At 45.1% G+C, this 18,281-nt stretch carries 22 protein-coding genes; 13 read left to right on the forward strand and 9 right to left on the reverse strand.

Annotated elements, in window-relative coordinates:
* Positions 1 to 576 precede the first annotated feature (576 nt).
* The 6 genes from AC3FZD_RS20485 (at position 577) to AC3FZD_RS20510 (ending at position 2,989) form a co-directional block, all read left to right on the forward strand.
* Positions 577 to 828 (forward strand): UPF0175 family protein, encoded by a 252-nt coding sequence (locus AC3FZD_RS20485; protein ID WP_488737795.1) that lies wholly within the window; start codon positions 577 to 579, stop codon positions 826 to 828.
* Positions 821 to 1,195, forward strand: coding sequence for a hypothetical protein (locus AC3FZD_RS20490; RefSeq protein ID WP_488737796.1), 375 nt, complete (start codon positions 821 to 823; stop codon positions 1,193 to 1,195). The genes AC3FZD_RS20485 and AC3FZD_RS20490 overlap by 8 nt, the downstream gene beginning before the upstream one ends.
* 2 nt (positions 1,196 to 1,197) lie before the next feature.
* The gene (locus AC3FZD_RS20495) at positions 1,198 to 1,539 is read left to right on the forward strand and encodes a hypothetical protein (protein WP_488737797.1); all 342 of its coding nucleotides are present in this window, start codon (positions 1,198 to 1,200) and stop codon (positions 1,537 to 1,539) included.
* A 188-nt stretch (positions 1,540 to 1,727) separates the two neighbouring features.
* Positions 1,728 to 2,078, forward strand: a complete 351-nt coding sequence (locus tag AC3FZD_RS20500; protein WP_488740399.1) for a four helix bundle protein — start codon at positions 1,728 to 1,730, stop codon at positions 2,076 to 2,078.
* Between the two features lie 27 nt (positions 2,079 to 2,105).
* Entirely contained in the window at positions 2,106 to 2,549 is a 444-nt protein-coding gene (locus tag AC3FZD_RS20505) for a DUF3531 family protein (RefSeq protein WP_488737798.1), read from the forward strand.
* Between the two features lie 5 nt (positions 2,550 to 2,554).
* On the forward strand, positions 2,555 to 2,989 hold the full coding sequence (locus tag AC3FZD_RS20510; RefSeq protein WP_488737799.1) for an NUDIX hydrolase: 435 nt from the start codon (positions 2,555 to 2,557) through the stop codon (positions 2,987 to 2,989).
* Positions 2,990 to 3,226: 237 nt separating this feature from the next.
* On the opposite strand, the gene AC3FZD_RS20515 is transcribed toward AC3FZD_RS20510, so the two are convergent.
* The 3 genes from AC3FZD_RS20515 to AC3FZD_RS20525 all read right to left on the reverse strand — a co-directional run bounded on the left by AC3FZD_RS20515 (position 3,227) and on the right by AC3FZD_RS20525 (position 5,931).
* Positions 3,227 to 4,243 (reverse strand): ribose-phosphate pyrophosphokinase, encoded by a 1,017-nt coding sequence (locus tag AC3FZD_RS20515; protein WP_488737800.1) that lies wholly within the window; start codon positions 4,241 to 4,243, stop codon positions 3,227 to 3,229.
* A gap of 141 nt (positions 4,244 to 4,384) precedes the next feature.
* A complete protein-coding gene (locus tag AC3FZD_RS20520; protein WP_488737801.1) occupies positions 4,385 to 5,227 on the reverse strand; it encodes a lysophospholipid acyltransferase family protein in 843 nt (280 codons plus the stop codon).
* 53 nt (positions 5,228 to 5,280) lie between these two features.
* Complete coding sequence (locus tag AC3FZD_RS20525; RefSeq protein WP_488737802.1) at positions 5,281 to 5,931, reverse strand: Uma2 family endonuclease; 651 nt, start codon at positions 5,929 to 5,931, stop codon at positions 5,281 to 5,283.
* A 109-nt stretch (positions 5,932 to 6,040) separates the two neighbouring features.
* On the opposite strand from AC3FZD_RS20525, the gene AC3FZD_RS20530 reads away from it, so the two are divergent.
* The 5 genes from AC3FZD_RS20530 to rarD all read left to right on the forward strand — a co-directional run bounded on the left by AC3FZD_RS20530 (position 6,041) and on the right by rarD (position 11,442).
* Positions 6,041 to 6,829 carry a glutathione S-transferase gene (locus AC3FZD_RS20530; RefSeq protein ID WP_488737803.1) on the forward strand — a complete coding sequence of 263 codons (789 nt, stop codon included), beginning with the start codon at positions 6,041 to 6,043 and terminating at the stop codon, positions 6,827 to 6,829.
* 62 nt (positions 6,830 to 6,891) lie between these two features.
* On the forward strand, positions 6,892 to 7,059 hold the full coding sequence (locus AC3FZD_RS20535) for a hypothetical protein (protein WP_488737804.1): 168 nt from the start codon (positions 6,892 to 6,894) through the stop codon (positions 7,057 to 7,059).
* A 3-nt stretch (positions 7,060 to 7,062) separates the two neighbouring features.
* Complete coding sequence (locus AC3FZD_RS20540; protein WP_488737805.1) at positions 7,063 to 8,235, forward strand: homocysteine biosynthesis protein; 1,173 nt, start codon at positions 7,063 to 7,065, stop codon at positions 8,233 to 8,235.
* 66 nt (positions 8,236 to 8,301) lie between these two features.
* On the forward strand, positions 8,302 to 10,533 hold the full coding sequence (locus AC3FZD_RS20545) for an APC family permease (protein ID WP_488737806.1): 2,232 nt from the start codon (positions 8,302 to 8,304) through the stop codon (positions 10,531 to 10,533).
* Between the two features lie 15 nt (positions 10,534 to 10,548).
* Positions 10,549 to 11,442 (forward strand): EamA family transporter RarD, encoded by an 894-nt coding sequence (gene rarD / locus AC3FZD_RS20550; protein ID WP_488737807.1) that lies wholly within the window; start codon positions 10,549 to 10,551, stop codon positions 11,440 to 11,442.
* A 79-nt stretch (positions 11,443 to 11,521) separates the two neighbouring features.
* Here rarD and AC3FZD_RS20555 read toward each other — a convergent pair whose 3' ends face one another.
* Positions 11,522 to 11,683: a hypothetical protein gene (locus tag AC3FZD_RS20555; RefSeq protein ID WP_488737808.1), complete on the reverse strand. Its 162-nt coding sequence runs from the start codon at positions 11,681 to 11,683 to the stop codon at positions 11,522 to 11,524.
* 24 nt (positions 11,684 to 11,707) lie between these two features.
* On the opposite strand from AC3FZD_RS20555, the gene AC3FZD_RS20560 reads away from it, so the two are divergent.
* On the forward strand, positions 11,708 to 12,799 hold the full coding sequence (locus tag AC3FZD_RS20560; protein WP_488737809.1) for an NAD(P)/FAD-dependent oxidoreductase: 1,092 nt from the start codon (positions 11,708 to 11,710) through the stop codon (positions 12,797 to 12,799).
* Positions 12,800 to 12,881: 82 nt separating this feature from the next.
* Positions 12,882 to 13,535, forward strand: a complete 654-nt coding sequence (locus tag AC3FZD_RS20565) for a Uma2 family endonuclease (protein ID WP_488737810.1) — start codon at positions 12,882 to 12,884, stop codon at positions 13,533 to 13,535.
* A 2-nt stretch (positions 13,536 to 13,537) separates the two neighbouring features.
* Here AC3FZD_RS20565 and AC3FZD_RS20570 read toward each other — a convergent pair whose 3' ends face one another.
* From AC3FZD_RS20570 to phnD, 5 genes are all read right to left on the reverse strand, one after another.
* Positions 13,538 to 14,203: a DUF4168 domain-containing protein gene (locus tag AC3FZD_RS20570; protein WP_488737811.1), complete on the reverse strand. Its 666-nt coding sequence runs from the start codon at positions 14,201 to 14,203 to the stop codon at positions 13,538 to 13,540.
* Positions 14,204 to 14,230: 27 nt separating this feature from the next.
* Positions 14,231 to 14,842 (reverse strand): alpha/beta hydrolase, encoded by a 612-nt coding sequence (locus AC3FZD_RS20575; protein WP_488737812.1) that lies wholly within the window; start codon positions 14,840 to 14,842, stop codon positions 14,231 to 14,233.
* Between the two features lie 120 nt (positions 14,843 to 14,962).
* Positions 14,963 to 15,319, reverse strand: coding sequence for a slr1659 superfamily regulator (locus tag AC3FZD_RS20580; protein ID WP_488737813.1), 357 nt, complete (start codon positions 15,317 to 15,319; stop codon positions 14,963 to 14,965).
* A 137-nt stretch (positions 15,320 to 15,456) separates the two neighbouring features.
* Positions 15,457 to 17,160, reverse strand: a complete 1,704-nt coding sequence (locus tag AC3FZD_RS20585; RefSeq protein WP_488737814.1) for a c-type heme family protein — start codon at positions 17,158 to 17,160, stop codon at positions 15,457 to 15,459.
* A gap of 3 nt (positions 17,161 to 17,163) precedes the next feature.
* Entirely contained in the window at positions 17,164 to 18,276 is a 1,113-nt protein-coding gene (gene phnD / locus AC3FZD_RS20590) for a phosphonate ABC transporter substrate-binding protein (RefSeq protein ID WP_488737815.1), read from the reverse strand.
* Positions 18,277 to 18,281: the final 5 nt, after the last annotated feature.

The following is an 18,281-nucleotide window of genomic DNA, read 5'->3' on the forward strand; positions in this document are numbered from 1 at the left end:
AGAAGAGGGATATTTGCGATCGCACTTTTAAGTTAGCATTTCCATTAAAAATATTGTAGGGGCGGGTTTATCCCAAGTTGAGGAGACCCACAAATCAATCATGTAAACCCGCCCAAACCCACCGAAAAACCCACCGGATTTGATGGTATCGATATCGTGTGGGGGCGGGTTTACAGAGGTTATGGTTGGGATTTCTGGATGGTTGGTAAAACCCGCCCCTACGAGTCAATTAAAAATTAAAAATTAAAAATTAAAAATGAGGGTTAGAGACTCATTAAATAACAATGCAGAAGAAGGATATTTGCGATCGCACTTTTAAGTTAGCATTTCCATTAAAAATATTGTAGGGGCGGGTTTATCCCAAGTTGAGGAGACCCACAAATCAATCATGTAAACCCGCCCAAACCCACCGAAAAACCCACCGGATTTGATGGTATCGATATCGTGTGGGGGCGGGTTTACAGAGGTTATGGTTGGGATTTCTGGATGGTTGGTAAAACCCGCCCCTACGGGGGTTTGGGATTGGGTTTATGGATGATAAAATACAAAGAATGATTCATTATTATTCGATCGCTTATGAGTTTAATGATTCCTGACGATATCCTCGAAGCGAGTGCAATGACTGAGGATGAGTTAAAATTGGAAATTTCCCTACTGCTTTATGACCAAGGAAAAATCAGTAGTGGAAAAGTCCGTGGATGGACGGGTTTAACGGTGATTGAATTTCAGCATGAACTCGCCAAGCGGAATTTGTATCTGAACTATGATGTTGAGGCGTTTGAAGCCGATATGAAGACGTTGCGATGCATTACCATGAGAAATGAATAGGGATTTAATTACTGAACTGCAAGTGTTAGGAATTAAGCATAACGCCGATGAAATCATCAAAATTGGCAAGAATTCAGCAGGAAAGATAATTTTTCTAGAGAGCGGCGATCTGAATTCTGGATTACAACATATTTTGCACAATCATCAAGACCAGTTTTCTGATCTTGGCATTGCAGAAGATCGAGTAGCTGATGCAGTCATTCTAGCTGTTTTAGAGGGAAAAACTGTTGGCTATCAAACGGCTAATCGCCCCGTTTATCGATTGACATTTAACAGTCAAATTTGCTATATTGCGGTTACGGTAGGCAATAATGGATATATTGTTTGTGCCAATCCTAGAAGTGGGAAAGACTTTGGAGGATCGTAGATATGTTTAAACGCATTAAGCTAATGGCTGATTATGAATGCTATCCATTGTGGAATATGGATGGTGAGGTGGGAGATATCGATCCGATGACGTTACCTTTAAGCCCAGAAACCCGTGCAGATTTGCAAGCATGGGCAGCAATGTATGATAATATTTTAGATTGGGACGATCCAGCAAAATCCGGGTTTAAATGCTCTGAAGATGCGGATTTATTTGAGTCAAAAGGTCTGGAGTTATGGCAGAAACTCCAGGGAGAGTTGGCGGATGAATATGAAGTGGTTTACCAAAGTTATCGGTTGCAAAAAAAATATCAAAAATCCAAAAGAAACGGTTTTAATTTTTAATTGATTGATGGTCTCGATGTCGTGTGGGGGCGGGTTTCGCTGCGCGACATGAATACAGAGGTTACGCTTGGGATTTATGAATGGTTGGTGAAATCCGCCCCTACGAGTCAATTAAAAATTAAAAATTAAAAATTAAAAATTAAAAATGATTTTTAGAGATCGATTAAATAAGAATGTAGAAGAAGGATATTTGCGATCGCACTTTTAAGTTAGCATTAAGGATTGTCAAACTGTGCCAGTATTTAGAGGAACAGGCTTCAGGAGTCGGGCAAACCTTGGGGAAGCAGTTGCTCCGCTCTGGTACATCCATTGGTGCTAATGTAGAAGAGGCACAAGCGGCTCAAAGTAAGGCGGATTTTGTGAACAAACTCAATATCGCCTTGAAAGAAGCCCGCGAGACAGACTATTGGTTACGTCTTTTGCTGGCGACTGACATCATTTCTGAATCCCGTTTACAAGGATTAAAAGCAGAAACAGAAGAAGTCACCCCCATTCTCGGCGCGATTATCGCCAACACAAAATCCACCAAGAACCCCTAAATTTTTAATTGTTAATTGTTAATTGCCATGAATGTTATCTTTCGCGAATTTAACCCTTTTGATGTTTGGATCTGGATCGAGTTTAGCACCATCCCCAGTGATGCGGAAAAGCTCTATTTACAAGAAGCCTTTGATGCCTGGTATTATCTGGGTAAATTGGGCGGATTTAATGCCGAAAATCTGCAAGTGCAGGAGGAAGGCTTGGATCTCAGCTATATGACCTATGATGGGGAACAAGCCGATCGCTCCCTGATGGCATTGATGCATAATATGGGAGAATTTGAATATGAGGGAAATTGGGGACGCTGTTGGTTTGACTTAGGAACCAGCGATGCTCTCGCTCTAGATATCCTCATTAACGCTTTGCGGCAACTCAGTCAGGAGTTTGTAGCCATTGAAACCCTAGTAATTGGTGGGGTTAACGCAGATTGGCCGATTCCGGACACTGAAGATACATTTGTGCAATATTAATCACCATGTCCAAGAAGAAGCCGAAAATCCGGGTAATTGCTCTGGGATTGATTCGAGACGGCGATCGCATTTTCCTCTCGGAAGGTTACGATCCAGATAAAGGCCAAACCTTCTATCGCGCATTAGGAGGGGGAGTTGATTTTGGGGAAACCTCCCGCGAAGCCCTAAAACGGGAATTTCAGGAAGAATTAAACGCCAAGTTAACCCACATCGAATATTTAGGCTGCATCGAAAGTATTTTTACTTATCAGAATCAACCCAGTCATGAAATCATTCAACTCTATCGCGCCCAATTTGTAGACCCCAAATTTTATCAGCAAACTCGCTTTACCTTCCAAGAAAACAAACGCAGCAAAACCGCCCTCTGGATCAATATTGAGCCGTGTAAATCTGGAGAAGTGCGAGTCGTTCCCCCAGAATTTTTAGAGTATATCAATTAACAATTAACAATTACAGCGCGAAGCGCTGTAGTGGGGGAGTGGGGGAGTGGGGGAGTGGGGGAATGGGGGAACAAATAACAGATTGGGTAGCGCTTTGAGCCATTTTAGCTATCGTTAAAAACAGTCATTAATGTACCTCATAGCAGAGGAAACTGCTGTAACAATTAACAATTAACAACAATTTTCATATTTTACACTTGATTAAGTAGGGGCGAAAAACTTTTCGCCCCTACATGCTTACCGGAACATACTGCTAACAGAACTATCCTCATGGATACGCCAAATGGTTTCCCCAACTAAATTCGCCACAGAAAGCACCCGCAGTTGTGGGAAATGTTTAGCTTCAGGGTATTGAATCGTATTGGTCACAATTACTTCTTCAAATAAACCACTAGAGAGACGCTCAACGGCTGGATGGGAAAAAACCGCATGGGTAGCACAAGCATAAACTTGTCTTGCTCCTTTTTCGCGCAGCATTCTCGCCCCTTCCGATATAGTTCCGGCTGTATCAATCATGTCATCAACTAAGACAGCCGTTTTGCCTTCCACATCTCCAATCAGATTCAACACTTCAGCCACATTGTGGGCTTGACGACGCTTATCAATGATAGCTAGGGGAGCATCATTAAGTTTTTTAGCAAAGGCTCTCGCTCTAGCGACTCCACCTACATCAGGAGAAACCACGACCAGATCGGGTAATTGCTTATTTAAAAGATAATCAATTAAAACAGGAGAACCATAAACATGGTCACAGGGGATATCAAAATAGCCTTGAATCTGGGCAGAATGTAAATCCATAGCCAGAACGCGACTCGCTCCAGCTTCAGTAATCAAATTAGCCACTAATTTAGCGGTAATTGATTCACGACCGGCAGTTTTACGGTCAGCTCTGGCATAACCATAGTAGGGGATAACGGCTGTAATTTGGCGGGCAGATGCTCGACGACAAGCGTCTATCATAATCAACAGTTCCATTAAATGGTCGTTGACGGGGGAGCTAGACGGTTGAATCAAATAAACATCGCAACCGCGAATTGACTCTTGAATTTGAACATAAAGTTCGCCATCAGCGAACCGTTTACGAACCATTGGCCCTAAGTCCACCCCTAGATAGCGGGCGACTTCCTGAGCCAAGAGCAAGTTAGCAGAGCCAGCAAATAACCGAAGGCGGTTATTTTCATTGACGGATGGTAGCGTTGGCTGTATCGCCAAAGTCGCAGAACGGATCACGACAAACCCTCGAAGCGCACTCATTGGCGATCTTATCACTAGAATTTGGGTTCTGATTATGTATTTTTTATGAAAAGTTTATGCTTTAGGGATTTAATGGGGAAAATTTGCCCAAAAACTGGAGGATAGAGTTAAACATTGGGCAGATTTTTGCCTGGGGTTGGGTTAAGGGGTGATACGGATAATAAGTCGATCAAGTTCCCCTTGCATAGTGGTGAGGACTTGCTGATAACAGGACTCGACATAATCGGGATCGCTGGCGGCTTTGCGTCCATAGGTATCAAAGTGAATGGGGGGACAAATACGGGTATGAATTGGGATGGGTAGGGGAATATGGGGTAGGGGGCCAAAGGCAATGCCCCAGGGAAGTCCAAGATAGACGGGAAAGACTTCGGGATCGAGGTTATAGGGCCAAGGGAGTCCCCATTGATGGAGTTGTTTCATCAGGGGATAAATATCGCCTAAGACCATGAGGGTATCATGGGCCCCGTAGGAAATGGCGGGGATAATGGGGACATTTTGGCGCAGAGCAAGTTTAATAAAGCCTTTACGGCCGGCGAATTCGATTTGATGGCGTTGAGAATGGGGACGGAAAACATCTTGCGCTCCTCCAGGATAGACGAGGACGCTGGCTCCTTTCTGGAAGGCGGCGATCGCCATTTTCGGATGCGCCCGCACCGAACCAATGGCTACCGCTTCTTTGGCTAAACCGGGATTGAGATCCCAAATATGCCGGTGGGTTAGCCCATAGACGAGGCGTTCTGTGCCAAAATGACGAAACCAGTCATAAATCATCATAATCATGTCTGGAGAGACTAAGCCGCCGTTATGGGAGCCGACAATTAGGACGGGTTCATTGTTGGAAAGATGATGCCAACCGTCGGTTTGGACGCGAAAATAGTAGTGATAAAACCAGCTCCAAATCGGCATCCAGGATTCAATGATTTTGGGGTTCCGTTCGTCTAGAGACCATCCATCTCCTGGTTTTTGATGCAGACTGTTTGTCATGGGCAGTTATAGGATTGGCGATCGCCTTCTTTAAGCGCGGGTCGTCTCGATCTTTAACTGCTCGTTTGATCTCTGTCAACCAACTGCTGCTTCAAGTTGCGAATTGCCGCACTGGTGTTGCGCTGATAGGCAATCGCCAAACATTGGGCAACCACATCGGGAAGATTGACTTCTGGGAAATATTGGCTTTGGGATTGAACATGATACTCATCCCCTTGCAGTTGGTAAATCAAGAGCTTTTGCTGGCGAAATAACCAAACTTCCGGCACTCGATAGGGGAGATAATCCTGGGCATCTGAATAACTGGTGACATCAATTTCCAATACTAAATCGGGCGGGGGATCTTGGAGCCAATCAATCCGTTCCTTACCCGAAACAGCTTGCCAATGGTCAATGTAAAAACAATAGTCTGGCTCGATACCGCTTTCTTCTGGCAGTTGCATGGTCACTGGAGTAAAGGCATCATATTCCTGTTCCTGATGATCCAGCAACGTTGTGATGATGGCAGCGAGTAAGTGGGCATCTCGTCCGTGTTTGGGTAAGGGAGACATGAGCAATATTTCTCCAGAATGGTACTTAATGCGAGGAATGGAACTGTCCCCTCGGCGATCGCATAATATTTCATACTCTTGCCAGGTTCCTGGTAGCCGCACCACACTGCCTGGCGGCAGTTGAATTTCGTCGCTAGAAATGACCGCATACATGGTTGGATACCTCGAAATGGATCGATCGTGTTTCCATTTTAAATGGCTTTTTCTGAATGCAGATCGTGATAGGGTAAATCTTGAGACTGGTGTTGCATGGGTTGGAATTATGTTAGAACTATACCAATTTGAATTTTCCCAATTTTCTGAGAAAGTTAGACTGATTCTCGATTACAAGGAATTAGAGTACCGTACCATTGAAGTCACTCCAGGGATGGGACAACTGGAACTGTTGAGGATGTCTGGACAACGGCAAGTGCCCGTACTTAAGGATGGCAATACGGTGATTGCGGATTCTACGGCGATCGCCCTCTATTTAGATCGCCAGTATCCAGAAAAGCCAATTATGCCCACCGAACCCCGGCAGCGCGGTTTATGCTTGATGATGGAAGAATGGGCAGATGAGTCCATTGGAGTCAAAAGTCGCAAGGCATTATACGGCGGTTTGAGTCAAGACCCCAGTTTCCGCACCGCCATTTTACCCAGTCCCATTCCTGATTTTGTCAAAGCTTTTGTGGGCACAGTTCCCAAGGAATTATTTCAAGTTTTAGGCTATGGAGTAGGTCTGAGTCCAGAAGAAATTAATACTGCCCAAGAGAGCTTAAAACAGGATTTAGAAGCCTTAAGTTTAATTTTGGTCGATCATCCCTATTTGGTGTGCGATCGCCCCACCCTAGCTGATTTAGCCGTAGCTGGACTGAGTATTTTAATTAAGTTTCCGGAAGGCAATTATCTGAATATCCCTGAATCTTTGCAAGGTAAAGGGATTCCCGGATTAGCCGATAATCCTTCCTATCAGCCCTTTTTTGAATGGCGCGATCGCCTGTATTCTAGTATCCGTAAATCCCAATCTCCTCCTAGTTCTCATCCCTCTCCCACTGCGATCGAGATTGAGTAAAGGATGAAAATCTCACATTAGGCTATCATAGCTGTTGCAAACTGATTCGGGATCACCTCACCATGAACCGTTCTCAACTGGTGGCTATTCTAACTGGAGCTATCTCCTTGTTTTTGGCGATCGCCTACTTGATTGTCGTACAACTGTTAGATTTTCGAGGTGAAATGCTTCCTGCTCCTCCCCTATCCACCCAGAATGCCCCCTCGATCGCTATCTTGGATATCTCTTAACCCATGCGTACCGTTGCCGAAATCAATGATAAAATTCGCCGCCAACAAGCGGTGATCGTTACCGTAGAAGAACTGAAAGCTAGAGTTGCCGAAAGCACAGTAACTGAAGTCGCCAAACAGGTCGATGCGATCGCCACCGGAACCTTTGAACCCATGGAATCTTCCGGAGCAATGATCAACCTAGGACAAACCGATCCACCGATTAAAATTCGTCAGTGTTGGATTGATGGCGTGCCTGCCTACTCTGGGTTTGGAGCGGTAGACCTCTATTTAGGGGCAACCCAGATCCCTGAAGCGCGAGAAGGTGAAACCCTCAAAGAACGAGGCGGAGGACAGGTGATCGAAGACCTGATTGCAGGCAAATCCTTACCCTTGCGTGCCCTAGGACAAGGTACAGATTGCTACCCAAGAGAATCCTTTGAAACCACCATTAGCAAAGAGAGCATCAACCAATTTTATCTCTATAATCCTCGCAATCTCTACCAAAACTTTATCGTCGGAGTCAATGGAGGCGATCGCACCCTCTATACCTATTTAGGCCCCCTGCTGCCCCGTCTCGGTAATGCCGTATACGCCAATACCGGGGCCCTCTCTCCCCTGCTCAATGACCCTGACTTAAGCTGGATCGGCATTGGAACCCGGATCTTTATTGGAGGAGCGATCGGTTATATTACCTGGGAAGGAACCCAACACTTCCCCCTACAAAAGCGCCTTCCTAATCGTACCCCCATCGGCCCGGCTGCTACCCTGGCCTTAGTGGGAGATGCTAAAAATATGAGCCGAGAATGGGTTAGAGGCTGTTACTTTAAAAACTATGGCCCTTCCCTCATGCTAGGAGTGGGTATTCCCCTACCCGTGGTGAATGAAGAAGTCGTTAGATGTTGTGCCGTGCAAGATAAAGACCTAGTGGCTCCCATTGTCGATTTTTCCATTCCCCGACGCAACCGCCCCACCTTCGGTTTAGTCAGTTATGCCCAACTCAAAAGTGGTAAAATTACCATCGAAGGAACCTCAGTGCGTAGCGCTTCCTTAGCGAGTTTGCACCTATCGCGTCAAGTGGCGATCGCCCTCAAAAATTGGATGAATAGAGGCGATTTTACCCTCACTGAACCGGTTGCCTCACTCCCTAGCGATCGCTCCTTCCTTCCCCAAGACCGGCTTTTGGAATCCATATAATAGCTGATGGGGAGATGGGGGATCGGTTAGTGACTCATGTTAATTGTTAATTGTTCATTTTTTCCTATGAAAAAAAACAGCGCCGAAGTTTCGCAGATATCGGGTTCAGATGAGCCAGTAAAAACCGGTTTGGGAACCTTTGGCGGAGTCTATACCCCTTCAATTTTGACCATCCTAGGAGTAATTACTTATCTGCGGTTTGGATGGGTTGTCGGTAGTGTGGGACTCATTCCCACATTGGCGATCGTTACCCTCTCTACCTCCATTACCTTCCTAACCTCCTTATCCATCTCTGCCATTGCCACCGATCGCGTCGTCCGCACCGGAGGCGCATACTATATGATTAGTCGCTCCCTGGGAATTGAAACCGGAGGAGCAGTAGGCATTCCCTTATATTTTGCCCAAAGTCTTTCCATTGCCCTGCATACCATCGGTTTTGCCGAAAGTTTGGCCAAAACCTTTCCCACACTCAATCAGCTCTATGTAGGCATCATCACTGTAATCTTAGTCGGCGTTGTCGCTCTGACTTCCGCCAGCGTCGCCATTAAAGCCCAATACTTCATCATGGGGGCAATTTTACTATCCCTAGCCTCTTTTACCTGGGGTTCCGGCCTTCCCGATGTCACCCCCATGGGATGGTTTGGAGCGCCTCCAGACAATAGCGCCCCCTTCTGGACAGTCTTTGCCGTCTTCTTTCCCGCAGTAACCGGCATTATGGCCGGGGTGAGCATGTCAGGAGACTTGAGAAATCCGGTACGCTCGATCCCCGATGGCACTCTGGCCGCTGTAGCCACCGGATATGTAATCTATATGATCTTGCCTGTCATCTTAGCCATGCGCTCTGATGCAGAAAGTCTGATTGCCGATCCCCTAATTATGAAACAAATGTCCTGGTGGGCCCCTGCCATCTTATTAGGGGTTTGGGGAGCCGCCCTATCGAGTGCCTTGGGCAGTATTTTAGGCGCTCCTAGGGTATTGCAAGCCTTAGCCAGAGATGGGGTACTACCCAACTGGTTGAGCTTTTTGGGAACGGGAAGCAGTCGGGAAGATGAACCGCGCATAGGAACCATTGTCACCTTGGGCGTAGCAGTGGCCTTAGTCTGTTTAGGAGACCTGGATCTGATCGCTCCTATTCTAACGATGTTTTTCCTCACTACCTACATGGTTCTCAATATTGCGGCAGGGATTGAAGGGTTTTTGCAAAGTCCATCCTATCGCCCGGCCTTTCGCGTGCCTTGGTATCTCTCAATTTTAGGGGCGATCGGCTGTTTAGCCGTCATGTTCTTGATTGATGCAGTCGCTACCGTAGTGGCAGCAATTATTGTCCTGGCCATTTTCCTCTGGTTGCAACGACGAGAAATGGAAGCCACTTGGGGGGATGCTCGACGAGGCATTTGGATGGCGATTCTCCGGGAGGGACTGCTACAACTGGATCATGCGGAAGACCCCAAAAACTGGCGGCCCCATTTATTAGTTTTATCGGGTATTCCCCGCAAGCGCTGGCCCCTGATTGAGTTTGCCGATGCGCTCACCCATAATCGGGGGTTAATTACCATTTCTAGCGTGCTTCCCGAAGGATCGCGGGATCTTTCTCAGCAGTCAGAATTGCAGGTGATGATTCGCGAGTATGTGGAAAAACGAGGGGTGCAAGCCTTGGTACGGGTGATTACAGCCCCCGATCCCTTCGAGGGGGCTGTGCGGTTGGTGGAAACCTATGGGTTGGGGCCTTTGGTTCCTAATACTGTATTGTTGGGGGATAGTAAGTCGGCTGAACAGCGCGATCGCTATTGTGAAACGATCGCCCAATTACATCAAGCTAAACGTAGTGTCATCGTGTTGCGGGAAAATCCAGAAAGAGGGTTTGGCAATCGGCGACGGATTGATATTTGGTGGCGGGGAATGCAGGCTAATGGGGGATTGATGCTACTGTTGGCTTATCTGTTGCGGATAGATATCGCTTGGCATCAGGCGCAAATTTTTGTCAAAATTATTGTGACAGATGAAACGGCAGCAGAGTCTGCACGGTTGAATTTGGAGCAGTTTATCGGTCAATTGCGTTTGGGGGCGATCGCCCAAGTTATTGTATCTGAAGGGCGCTTGTTTGAAGATATCCTCCATGAAAGTTCCCAAAATGCGGATTTAATTTTCTTGGGACTGGCGAAACCGGATTTAATTCCAGCCCACCAATACACCCAATATTATGAAACCTTGCATGATAAGACGGCGAACTTGCCCACACTGGTGTATGTGTTGGCTCCTCCGGATTTCGATTTTGAAGAGGTCTTGACTGAAAATTAAAGGCAAAGAGTGCTAATGAAGTTGAATATCGGCATTCTATATGCCATTTTGGCCTATGGGGCTTGGGGCTTATTGCCCCTCTATTGGAAACTGTTTGAGAAAGTGCCAGCCGTGGAAATTCTCTGTCATCGGATGATTTGGTCGGCTCTGCTGCTGTTGGCTGTGTTGACTATACAGCAGCGACTGACAGAGATCAAGCGGTTGTGGCGATCGCCCAAAACCCTGGCAATCCTCCTGGGTACGGCTACCCTAGTCTCCCTCAATTGGGGCATTTATATCTATGGGGTGAATAGCGATCGCGTTTTAGAAGCCAGTTTAGGCTATTTTATTAATCCCCTATTTAGTGTTTTCCTCGGTTTTGTATTTCTGCGAGAACCCCTCAACCTTTGGAAATGGATCGCCGTCAGTCTGGCTATGATCGGTGTGGGTAATCTGATTTGGGAACTCGGACAAGTCCCCTGGATCGCGATCGGTCTAGCTTTAACCTTTGGATTATACGGTCTCATCCGTAAAGTTGCTGACATCCAAGCCATGCCCGGACTAGCTGTGGAAACCCTCCTGATGACCCCCATTGCCCTTGTCCTCGTCTTCCATTGGGGCAGAACCGGCTCCGGTCAGTTTGGCCTCAGTTTACCCCTAACTCTCCTGTTTATCGGCTGTGGTGTGGTCACCTCTTTTCCCTTAATCTGGTTTAACCTGGCGGCAAAAAAGTTACACCTCTCAACCCTGGGATTTCTCCAGTATATCGGGCCAACATTCCAATTGATGTTAGCCGTATTCCTCTATCATGAACCCTTCACCCGCACCCACCTGATCTCATTTAGCCTTATTTGGACAGCTCTCGCCATTTATTCAATGAATTCTGTCTTTCAGATGGTGGGAAAATCGAAAATACCGGATCGGAAGTGATATAGCGCTTTGCGCTGTATTACTTAGGCGATAGAACAATAAATACTAGAAACCGGGTTTGTGCCACAATTTTGGACGCTCAACCCACATCTGGATTCATAAACCCGGTTTCTCCGTTGGGGGCGATCGCTCCCTCAATCGGAAAATCTTTACAAAATTTCAGATTTGACGCGATCGATAAATCCGCTAAAACTCTATCCTGAAAAGGGATTAAGGAAACATAGCTGCAATTGCTGCTCATTCCATAAAACAGGAAAAATCCGAGATGACAAAAATTCTGATTATTGGCTGTGGTGTAATTGGGGCAACGATCGCCTACGAACTCTCCTCACTAGAGGGAGTGGAAATTACCGTCATCGATCGCACCCCTGGAGTGCAAGGCTGTACTAGCGCCGCCTTGGGAGTGCTGATGGGATACATTAGCCAGAAAACCAAGGGTAGAGCCTGGCAGATGCGACAAACCAGCATTCGCCGCTACGATACCTTAATCCCGGAACTGGAAACCCTCTGCCAGCAGGCAATTCCCTATAACCGCCAAGGGATTTTGATGCTATGCAGGGATGAGCAACAGTGGCAGCAAAAGCAGGAGTTAGCCGCAATTCGCCAGCGTCAAGGAGGGGAGTTGCACCTTTGGAGTCGAGAAACCCTGCAAGAGCGGTGTCCCCATTTGGTGGTTGAGCCGTGTCTGGGAGCGGTGTATTCTCCCCAAGATCGCCAGGTTCACCCCAGAATTTTAACCGAATGTTTGATTAAGGCGGCTCAACTTCGAGGGGTGCGGTTTGAGTTTGGGGAGGAAGTGGTTAACCTGGTGGCAGAGGATACAGGTTATCGGGTGCAAACTGCATCTCAGGCATGGCAAGGGGATCGGGTGATTATTGCTGCGGGTTTGGGCAGTCCGTTTTTAGCTCAATATTTGCAGAGTCCTCTAGATATTCGTCCCGTTTTGGGCCAGGCGATCGCCTATGAAGGGCAAATTCTAGGCGATCCGGAGTTTCAACCCGCCGTTACTTGCGATGATATCCATCTCGTGCCTTCAGGAGAGGGGCGCTATTGGGTGGGCGCTACGGTGGAATTCCCCGACGAACAGGGTGAGGTGATGGCAGATGAGCAGTTACTCGATCGGGTGATTGAAGCGGCGATCGCCTTTTGTCCAGGACTCCAAGATTTAAAGATTACCGAGCAATGGTCAGGTTTACGCCCCCGTCCCCACAACCAACCCGCTCCCATTATTCGTCAACTTCCCGGTCACGATCGAGTATGGCTGGCTACTGGACATTATCGTAATGGGGTATTACTCGCTCCAGCCACTGCCCAGATTCTTATTCCATTTCTCCAACCTCAAGGAGTGAAGCTATAATCAACCTAATCATACTTGCAGGTTATACCATTTTTCTATGAAGATGCGCTTTTTAATTTTTAATTTTTAATTTTTAATTGATATGACGACTCTATTGCAATTAACTACAGAAATCCCGTTAAATACTTGGCTATCTGCTCCCTGGGATGTGTTTGTACAACAGGCTGATTCCCCAGAATCAGACAAGCTCAAAAGTTATTATTATCAGGGAAGGATGAGATTTGAAACCATGGCTACTGGCTCCGATCATTCTAACGATCATGCTTTAATTTTGTTTGCTCTTTCCTTTTTTGCGGCTCATCAGCGCATACCAATGACAGCAAAAGATAATTGTTCCTATCGTCGATCAGGAGTATCTGAGTTTCAGCCGGATGTGTCTTATTATATTGGGGAAAATGCAGATGTCATTCCTTGGGGAACGAGGGTGATTGATGTAGAGGTGTATCCTTTACCGAGTTTGGCGATTGAAATCTCGGATACCTCTCTAGGGGATGATTTGGGAGCAAAACGATTGCAATATGAGGAGTTAGGAATTCCCGAATATTGGATTGTGAATGTGCAAGAGCAGGAAATTATCGCGTTTGCGATCGCCCCTGATGGCAGTTCTCGACGGATTCGCGAGTCGCAAGTGTTACCGGGATTACAGTTAGAGATCCTAGAGCAAGCTTTAGTGCGATCGCGTCAAGAAAATCAGTCAGCAACTACCGCTTGGTTAATGGAACAGTTCCAAGCTTAAAATCACTGTCCTAAGTCTGTTGCTGCCGGAGTAGGAGTTTCCGTTTCAGGAGTTTCCGTTTCAGGGGTTTCCGTTTCAGGAGTTTCCGTTTCAGGGGTTTCCGTTTCAGGGGTTTCCGTTTCAGGGGTTTCCGTTTCAGGGGTTTCTGGAGTAGGAGTTTCCGTTGTAGGGGTTTCTGGAGTAGGCGTTTCCGTTGTAGGAGTTTCTGGAGTAGGCGTTTCCGGGTTCATCACTTGCACTAACAGCGCTCCATCAATTTGGGCTTTCAGTTGAGCATCTGTCGTTAAGCTACGGGTGATATCATTAAAGCGCGTAGCAGTAAAGCCATATTTAGCATTAATCTCCTTAGATTGAGTACAAAAATTAACGATAACTTCTGTCACTTCCGAAGATAAACCCGCCAGACTCTGGGGATCGTTACAGATAATAATCGGCGCTACACCACTATCAACTAAGGTTTGCACTTGGCCAAGGGCCACTTGGCGGATGGGTTCAATTTCTAGAATGACTTTGGCATAATTTTGCACTTCTTCTGGAGTCAGCGTCACTGGTTCGACGGGAGTAGGAGAAGCGCCGATCTCCTCTGGAGAAGATCCGCAAGCCGTAAAAGAGAGTGCTAAAGCGGCGATCGCCCCCCAACTCCAGATTCTTTGTCTGACATTCATCATCTGTAACTTCCCCTGCAAATTCCTACACTATCCCAACCAATTAACCAAAACTTGGCGCACCCGCTCCAACTCTTCGGGAATAATTTGATGGGCCATATCAAACTCTTCATAGATTACCGCAATTCCTTTATTTTGTAACTCCTCACAGGCATTTTTTCCTTTAGCGACGGGAACCACTGGATCAAAACGACCATGAAAGACGAACACAGGAGGTTGATAAGAAAACTCAACTTCTGAATGTAAATAACCACTCATACAAATTAACCCCGCTAAGGGTAAAGAAAACCCCACTTGCAAAGTCATGGCTCCTCCTTGCGAAAATCCAGCTAAAACTATTTTTTCTAAAGGAACTCCAATTTCTTCTGATACGCCTTCTAAAAACCCCTTAAGCTGTTGATAGGAAGCTTCAAGTTGTTGAGGATTGGGAAAGTTTAAGTCATACCACATCAAGCCCCCCGGAACTTGCGGATGGAGAAAGGGCGCATTGGGAAAAATAAAATGATAATCCCGTAAATTCAGCGATTCAGCTAACGGGTATAAATCCGGAGCATTGGCTCCCCAACCATGCAGAAAAATGACTACACCCTGGGGAGATTGGCTAGAGGAGGAAAATTCAAGATAATCGAGGGAGTTAACCATAGATCTTAGTAATAAATTGAACAAACGAGATAGATAATAGACGGATTGGGTAGAATGTAGTGAAACCCAACAAACAATGTAAAACCTTGTTTTTTATCCTCCTTCTCTTAACCCCTTAGACTATTCAATCGCCAAAACTAAATTTGGCATAAACTTCTGCAAATTTCTCAAAGATTTACTTTGCCAGGCAATATCTTTCGAGCCTAACACCGTTAGCTGAATATCTGTCTTATTTTTTTTCATATTAGAAACAAATTTAGAAAGAACTCGAATTCCAGAACTATTCAGAAATTCCAGCTTCTGAAGATCTAAAGTTAAATCCCCTGATTTAGAATTGACCACATTTTCGAGAAAGTCACTGATAGGGCTGTACTCCGAAGGATCTCTGAGACTCAGTTTACCCTCAAAGTATACTGTAGTTAATGAGGAATCATATTGAATACAGTAATCATCCTCTCGTATTTCTGCAATCGTCATTGTTCCTCTTGCAATATGACATCAAAATTCCTCTGATCCTCAATTATAGCACTAAAAAAAATAATCAGCAACCATCAGCGATCGCCATTCACTTTTCTGTTGTTATTATAACCCCCATAAATCCCAATTAACGGGACTCAGTTCTGTTCCTTCCTCTTAATCACTAAAATTGTAATATCATCCACCAAATTTTGAGGGTCAACAAACTCATAAAAATCCTTTAAGATCGCTTGTTTAATCTCTTCAACGTTTAAATTCCAATAGCGATGAATGACATCACATAAACGATCTACTCCATAGGGCTGTTGTTGTCTATTTTCTGCTTCCGTAATTCCATCCGTATAAAGAACCATCCCATCTCCAGGGTGTAAATCAAGAGAAACTCGATCTAAAAACGGCATAATTTCCCGATCAAAAGCAATCGGAATACCTAAATCAACCGTACTCAAATGCTCAATTTCTCCAGATTCACGAACCACAATAACATCCTCATGTTGTCCGGTAATTTGTAGTTTTCCCTGCTCATAATTCAAAATTGATAACGTTAAATCTCGATCCGCTTCCATCCTCTGCACATTGTCGTACAATGTTCGATTAAGGATATCAGCGAACTTAATCAAATCCTGTTCACCACTTTCTTTCAGAGTCCGAATCGCGGTTTGTGTCATCACCATTAAAATCCCACTTTCCAAGCCATGACCGGTTACATCCCCAATGCCAATAGTCACCCCTCCATCCGTTTCTAAAACATCATAATAATCACCTCCAATCTCTTCTGCGGGCTGCATAAATCCAGAAATATCCAAATCCTTTATTTTCGATAACTCTGCGGGCTTAGGTAAAATCATCGCTTGCATTTTCTGGAGTATTTCCAACTCCGAACTCATGCGGGAGTTTTCGGCACTTAGTTTATGATTTAAAGTTTTAATTTGGGCATTAGCTTCAGTTAACTGTGCAGTTCTTTCTCGCACTTTATCTTCAAGTTGAGTATAGAGAAGATACAGACCTTCAGACATACGGTTAAATGACCGAGCCATCCGACCAATTTCATCTTTAGTACGGTCATGAAGAGTTAACTTAGACGTAGGATTAGCTGCGGTTTGACTCATCACTCCAGAAATCCGAGTTAAACGATGAGCAACCAATTGGCCAAACCAAAAATAAATCACCATAGTAACCATTAAAGTTAATAGGGCAAAAGTTATCCATAAATTATTCAAAGTAGCAGCAAAATTAGCCCGCAAATCAGCAATGGGAACATAAATCATTAAAGCACCCACAATATCGCCCACTTGCCAGCCAAAACCATTGATAGATCCATAGCGTTGAATAATAGGTTTTGGCGCAATTTTTGGATCTCCATGGCATCGCAAACAACTCGCAAAAACCTGCACTGGACTAGCTGAATAGAACCGTTCTTCATTATCTAAAGTTGTGTACCCTGTTAATTTTTCTAGCTGAGAATTTTGACGGAATTTTTCAATAATACTGATTTCAAATTCATTAGCTGTATCTATCGGGTTAGTCGGGTTAATAGTTGCGGGTTTATAAGTATACTCAGGCAAGGCTAAATTAAACTCCTCAACGACTTCACGAGTAGCAAAATTGGCAGATAAAACCTCAATGGGTAAATCCTCTATAAGTTGCTCTACCGCAGGTCGTAGGGAGTAGGTCATATAGTCTTGAGTAGCTTGTGTAAAATGCAGCACCATTTCAGTCCGGTTTTGGGCTTCTTTTTCCAAAACCTGAGTTTGCAATTGATTGATATACCAAGCGCCAGTGGCCATGACAACCACCAAACAGGCTAGGGTAACCAGGATAAATTTAATACGGATAGACATGGTTTACTGAAGTTCTTTAAGCCGTTGTTGCAATGCTTCTAGTTTAGTCCCTTTTTCCTCTGTGCTGAGGGTATCATCCTGTTTAACGGTTTCAATCTCTCTAGCCACTTCCAATTCTCGAATCACATTCCAAGTGCGATCTGTGGCTGGGTCAAATCCTGACCATACTAGGGGTTCTAGAATTTCTCGGTCAGTAAATTTATAGAAAAAGTCCTTAATTTCCGTTTTCAGGCACTCCGGTAAGTCTCGACGATAGGCTAAGGGATCTCCGGGAATAATGGGAGAAGTCCAAATTATACGGATATTTTCATAGGCTTGTGGATTCGATTGTTTTAGACGCTGTAGGGCTTCACTGTTATTCGTTGCCACATCGACTTCTTGATTGGCAACGGCTAAAGCAGTATCTTCATGGGAACCTAAAAAGGATACCGATTTAAAGATATCTTGGGGTTCAAGATTATTTTGAATAAAGAGATAGTAGGCAGGAACGAGAAAACCCGATGTGGATTGACGGTCATTAAAGGCAAAAGTGAGATCCTGACCATTTTGGAAAACGACTTGATCGCCATTGCCTTTTTGGAGATCGATTTGCTCCAGCAAGGGATCATCCTTATGCATAATTAAATGGGCATAATAGCCTAAATAACCTTGACTGCTGACGGTTTGGGCAAAGGCTTCTGCTTGGGATTTTTCTGCGGCTTCAATATAGGATTTTCCCCCATACCAAGCGATTAGAATCTCTTCTTCTGCCATGCCACTAATGAGGTTACTGTAGTCTCCGTAGAAGGGTAAAACTGGGCGGCCGATCGCCTCTTGCATTTTTTCTAATAAGGGAGTCCATATTTCGTCTAAAGTCTCTTCTGATTCAGCCGCTAAAATTCCAAACTTGATCTCAGTTATTTCTGGGGCGCAAGCCTCACCTGATTTAAGGGTTGTATTTTCAGCTTCTGTAGCGGTTATTTCTGAATCGGATGCTGAGTTACAACTAATTAACAGAGGTGTGGAAACCAGGGCAACTAAAATCAAAGAAAAAACCGATTTTTTTTTAGGGAAATCATAATAAGGATTTTTAGGTGAGATTTTGCATACTGTGGCACAGCTAAAAAGGATTGTCAATATTA

The organism is Roseofilum sp. KMC-1 (assembly GCF_057802075.1).